This window comes from Psychrobacillus sp., from assembly GCF_056205495.1.
Genome location: NZ_JBAEAP010000581.1, coordinates 1 through 5,685 on the forward strand (window position 1 = coordinate 1; position 5,685 = coordinate 5,685).

The following is a 5,685-nucleotide window of genomic DNA, read 5'->3' on the forward strand; positions in this document are numbered from 1 at the left end:
AATCCCGTTAATGACACCACCTGGTAACAATACCAAACCTGCTGTAAATGTTGCTAAGGCTAAGCCTGTTTGTAGGTAAAGCGGCAGCAAGATCATGGTAGAAAGAATACACATAAATGCGATAAATACCGCGATTAGTCCCAATACAAACATAGGGTATTTTAATACTTCTAAGTTGATCATTGGTTTTTCCATGTTCAGCTGGCGCCAAGTGAATAGAGCAAGACCAATTATACCTGCAGCTAACGCTACAATTACAATAGTACTCCCCCAGCCATTTTCTCCAGCAACGCTGAAGCCATAGACAATTCCTCCGAATCCAACACTGGAGAAGAGAACAGATAGTACATCAATCTTCGGATGAGTTAGTTCATTAACATTTTGCATATAAAAATAGCCGAAAACTAAAGCAAATACAAGGAATGGAAGTGTAGTCCAGAAAATCCAGTGCCAAGTTAAGTATTCTAATATGATTCCAGATACGGTAGGAGAGATTGCCGGTGCAAACATAATGACAAGTCCCATGATACCCATCGCAGATCCACGTTTTTCAACTGGGAAGATTAGTAGAACCGTATTAAACATCAAAGGCAATAAGATAGCAGTACCAACTGCTTGTACAATACGTGCCATCAATAAAAAAGAAAATGTTGGTGCAAGTCCTGCAATTATTGTCCCTACGATAGAAAATGTTAAGGAGGTTAAGAATAGCTGACGAGTCGTAAACTTTTGGATTAGCAATCCGGAAATCGGGACAAGTATACCTAGGGTCAGCAGGAAGCCAGTTGTCAGCCATTGAATCGTTGTATGTTCAACTCCTAGCTCGACAGTTAGTTGTCCTAATGCCATGTTTAGTGCTGTTTCACTGAAGAGACCTACAAAGCCTGCTATTAAGAATGCAGAAAGTATAGGTAATTTTTTAATTGGTTGTGACATGTAAATCCTACTCTCTATTATAAATTACTGTTTTGGTGGTACTAAATTGGGTATTTGCTTGGCGATAGCTCTTAATGGATCACCAGAAGCGCTTGTGACGCTCAACAATATCCCACCTTCAAATAATGCGTTTAATGTTATGGCAAGATTAGTTGCCCATTCTTCCGACATACCATAATCCATAAACTTCTCTTTTACTAATTTTTGCCAGCTTTTAAAAACGTGATCACAGGCTAGACGAATCTCATTATTTTTAAGAGCCATTTCTCCTGCAATATTACCAATAGGAACACCATATAATTCATGCTTTTGCTCAATTTGCGTAGCAATCATATTCAATTGATTTAATAACATTTCAATAGGATCAGCAGATTTATTCAATAGATTTTTTGTATCACTTAGTAACAAATCTCCTGTATATTGGATAGCGGCAAGGAGTAGCTCTTCTTTACCATTTGGAAAGTGATGATAAAGGGCGCCTTTTGTTGTGTTGCTTTCGTTGATAATAGTTGAGATACTTACCGCTTCAAAACCATAACAACTAAATAAGTGGCCTGCAGTCTTGATAAGGTGCTGTTTAGTTTCCATCCCTGGGGGCATCTTATTTACTCCTTTCTAAAACAGAACGGTCGGTTTGTTTTTGGCACAAAGACTAGTATATAGACTATTGGAAGACAATGCAAGACTAGAGAACAGAAGAACTAGATATCATACGCAAGCAAAATAAAAGAACTCTAATGTAGCATCGCTGCACCGGAGTCCCAAAGTTTTATATTATAGAGTACCTCTATCTACTTGCTCCTTTAGGATCTGTAAGTTTCCTAACACGTTTTTGGAGACCTCTAAAGTTTCTTCGATGGCATTAGCTTTTTCATCTGCTAGCTGGTAAATGATTTCATTAAACAGTAGCTCCATTTCATCTAAAATAGCTAAGGTTGCCACATTGTATAATCGTACATTTTCAAACTTAGATGGTTCAAAGATAGCAGTATCCAGATAGGGCTTAAAGTTATCAAGCATCTCCGGTAGGTTTGCATGCATCCGATTAAATCCAACGCGGAAACTTTCCATTAAGACTTCCATTTCTACGAGAGGCTCTAGAGCACTAGCAACAGCGCTTTTAACTCTTTGCTCATAATCTGTAAATAGGCTCATTAACAAGCTGATTGGATTTCCATATAAGGCGATATTTTGAGCAGCCTTTACAGCGAGAATAATGGCAGTCAATGCAGCTTCTATTAAAAGTACAATACGTTCCAGTCCAGAAAGTATAGGTCTTAATATCGTTGTTCCTACAGTCACAATTGTATTATGAGCTAATTGTACTTGGGCTTCCTTCATTTTCATTCCGATTACCAAATAAGAAGATTCCTGAATTGTTTTAATTTCTGTTTTTTGAACAGCATCTACACGTTCTCCTGGTGTGGCCCCCGATTGGATAGCATCTGCTAAGCTCACATCTCGGTTAATAAAGGAATTGGCAATATCGTTAATCTGAGTTTCGTACTCAGTTAATTGATTATATACTTCTTCTTTATTTATCTTTAAGATATTATAATGTGCACCGAGTTCCCCTACAACTGCATCAATAAAATTGTCTGTGCCTCCTCTAAATAGTTCAGGGATTTCGTTATAAAGGATATTGTTGGCACTAGCGACTAGGTGATCTACATCTTGCTTAAGCTGGTTTAAGTAGTCCCTGGCTGGAGCAAAGAGCGTTTCTACACTTATGTTAGTGGAGGTAATAAACTCAATAAGTTCTGCAGGCTTTGAGTTTAGAATGCTGTTTAATATAAGACAGCGATCCTCAGCCTTATTAAGAAGGTCGATTAAGTCATCGATTGCTGCTTTGATAATGGCCCCTGTCTCCGCTATTCCCTTAAATAGTGGGTCTACAGCTATTTCCTCCAACTTTTGTTGGAATGTCTCTTGAAGTGTGGTGACACGCTGACTGAATTTTGCATTCTCATCTTCCACAATACTGACTGAGTTACTTAGATACTCTTGGACATTGGTAATTCGACCTTTTACTTGGTCTCTAATTCCATTGGAGAGTAAAATCATATTTTCTTGATTAATTTCAATTTTTTCACTATAGCCTGCATAAATAGGGTTTCCTGTCCAAATACTTTTTACAATATGATCGTCTGCCCCAATATGGATAAATCCATGTCCAGGCTGTCCCTTTATACCAACTTCAATCACAAAGTTCCCATCTTTATCTGGATCTACATAACCTGTATGATTCGGGCCAATCATGGAAAGCAGGGGCACCCCATTATTAATGTTATATTTTTTCCCTGGTATTCTATTACCGAGTCCAAGTGATTCCTCGGTACTCGTAAGGAAGTCAAAGCGGCTATAGTAATTGGTTATATTATCGTACATCATTGTAGGATCTACTAAACCAGCAGGGAGGATGGCTGGATTCAAAGTGACAGCCCTCACCTGAGGATTTTCAATAGCGACAGCATTAGTTAGTCCTCCACCTAGGGAGTTACCTGTTACGGAATCTACTTTCCCAAGGTTAGTATTAACCCAGTCAAAGTATTCTTTTGCATCACCTACTTGTGCGGGGGGAGTGTCAGCGAGTAGCTTTGCATTGGTATCGATCCAATCCTTATTGTCCTCACTCCCAATATAAACTACCGTCAATTCCTTCGTTTCATGGTTTTGGACTGTAACAGCATCCAGGCCAGAGGACATCCCATATTGGGTATCTACTACTTTAAATTTTTTATCGTTAACAGTTACAATTTTACCGATTGTATAATGTTGGTATGCATGAAAACCAGCTAATTCTACTAAATCTTGGTCAGTTGTCTGGACGTTAGAAACAGGATTAATAGTAGTCACCTAGATTTCCACTCCTATTCTTTTCTAATTTCATTCAAGGCAGTTTTGTTTATCGAGCTTTTTTTGGAGCCGTCCGCATATTCTGCGTTTATCAAGTTATCATGTAAAATCACAGAATAAGAGCCTCGAGGTAGACCTTCCATTTGCTCGATATCTGAAACTATTGTGTCATAAAGTACTTCATCTGGAGCGGTATCGGATTCTTTCATATATAAAGTAATCGTAATAAGCATTAGATCTGAATCTAAATCTAAATCATACTTTTTCATGGAGCTTTTTAACTCTTCTTTGCTAATGGTAGGATTTTCTATATACTTGTTGTAAAGCTCGGTAAAGTATTCACCAGCAGCGCTTGTATAATAATATGGAGTTGCAAATCCATTAGCTCCTACCTTTTCAACTGCCTCCATACGGGTACCTACAATAGGGTTTTCTTCAGTGAGTTTCTCTAAGTAGTTATCAAGTGTAGAAAATTCCTGATCATGGATCATCGCATAAAGCCCGGTAGTAATGGCATCTTCAATCTGTCCCTCTTGAGACCATACTTTATCTGTTTCTACTTTTTCTTTTTCAATATCAATAGGTACAATGGCAAATGTGTAAAAATGAGGTTCTCCTAAAGATTCAACGAATACAGAGGCACCGTCCACAGCTCCCACAATGTTATGGATTTTCACTTCTGTTTTATAGTTGTTTAAAAAGAAATCCGTTACCGCTTGTTCTATTTCCTCTCGATTCGCTTCAGCTATTTTATCTGTTTCCGTGCCGTCCTGTAGGGTATATTCCTCACCCGTGTAATCTTGAACACTAACAAAGCTTGAAGAATCTAAAGCCACATTTCCTTTACCGATTATTTCAGGTTCCTTTTTGCTTTCTACTTCCATATTGCAGCCTCCTAATAAAAGTGTAGTGCTAACAATTGCTACGGCCATTTTGTTATTCTTCATATTAATCCTCCCGCTTTAAAGCTCAAACTGTCGGTTTTTATTAATTGTAATCAAACCTTAGTAGATATGAAAATAATAGCTTCATATTTTATTTGAATTTTGAAAAAATAGTTGGAAGGTTCTATGAATAATATATCAAATGAGGACTTTGGATTTAATTGAACGTCAATCTTCCTTTATATATATTAGTTTCATGAATGGGATAGTAATGGTTGGTTCTATTTTAATGGATAAAAAAAATTCATCCTTAAGATGTACTAGCATTTCATTCTTGAGACCTACTAGAAAATTTTACTAAATTGTTATACTTTACTAGGGTCGAAGAAAATAGGGCCGATAAAGGGGATTAGGCGTATGAAAAAGACAAAGAAATTAATAATATGTACCTTAGCATCATTTATAGTAATTATAGTGGGCGCACTTTTGGCTCCTACATGGACAGCATCTATTCAAGAAAAAAACAGCATTAATGTTTTGTAGCAAGTGGAGGTAAATGGAAGTGACCATGAAATAATGATTCGTGGCAATGATATTGGTAATCCTATTCTCCTTTTTGTTCATGGAGGACCAGGAAGCTCAGAAATACCGTATGCGTCTCGATACCAAGATTTATTAGAAAAAGATTTTACAATTGTTCAATATGACCAAAGAGCAAGCGGAAAATCATATCATTTCACGGAGGATTATTCTAATCTTTCAACAGATTTATTGGTAGAGGATCTGTTAGCTATGTCCGATTATATTTCAAAGCGTCTTCATAGAGAAAAAAATTATTTTAATTGGTCATTCTGCAGGTACTTACATTGCTTTACAGGCTGCACTTCAATCTCCTGAAAAATATGATGCATATATTGGTATAGGACAAATGAGTGACACAATAGATAGTGAGCTAGAAAGCTTAGCCTACTGTATTGATCAAGCTAAAGAGAAAGGAAATATGGAGGAT

The 5,685-nt window shown here is 37.2% G+C and carries 4 protein-coding genes and 1 pseudogene; 1 reads left to right on the forward strand and 4 read right to left on the reverse strand.

Features of this window, described 5'->3' with window-relative positions; genetic code table 11:
- The 4 genes from AC06OU_RS16435 to AC06OU_RS16450 all read right to left on the reverse strand — a co-directional run.
- A partial coding sequence (locus tag AC06OU_RS16435; RefSeq protein WP_475857212.1) for an MFS transporter occupies positions 1 to 936 on the reverse strand: 936 nt, incomplete at its 3' end.
- Between the two features lie 24 nt (positions 937 to 960).
- On the reverse strand, positions 961 to 1,536 hold the full coding sequence (locus tag AC06OU_RS16440; protein WP_475857213.1) for a TetR/AcrR family transcriptional regulator: 576 nt from the start codon (positions 1,534 to 1,536) through the stop codon (positions 961 to 963).
- 174 nt (positions 1,537 to 1,710) lie between these two features.
- Positions 1,711 to 3,792 carry an SA1320 family protein gene (locus tag AC06OU_RS16445; protein WP_475857215.1) on the reverse strand — a complete coding sequence of 694 codons (2,082 nt, stop codon included), beginning with the start codon at positions 3,790 to 3,792 and terminating at the stop codon, positions 1,711 to 1,713.
- A 14-nt stretch (positions 3,793 to 3,806) separates the two neighbouring features.
- Positions 3,807 to 4,739 (reverse strand): DUF1672 family protein, encoded by a 933-nt coding sequence (locus tag AC06OU_RS16450; RefSeq protein WP_475857217.1) that lies wholly within the window; start codon positions 4,737 to 4,739, stop codon positions 3,807 to 3,809.
- Between the two features lie 354 nt (positions 4,740 to 5,093).
- Between AC06OU_RS16450 and AC06OU_RS16455 the strand changes: the two are divergent.
- Positions 5,094 to 5,685 (forward strand): annotated as a pseudogene (locus AC06OU_RS16455) (alpha/beta fold hydrolase); the annotation flags it as partial.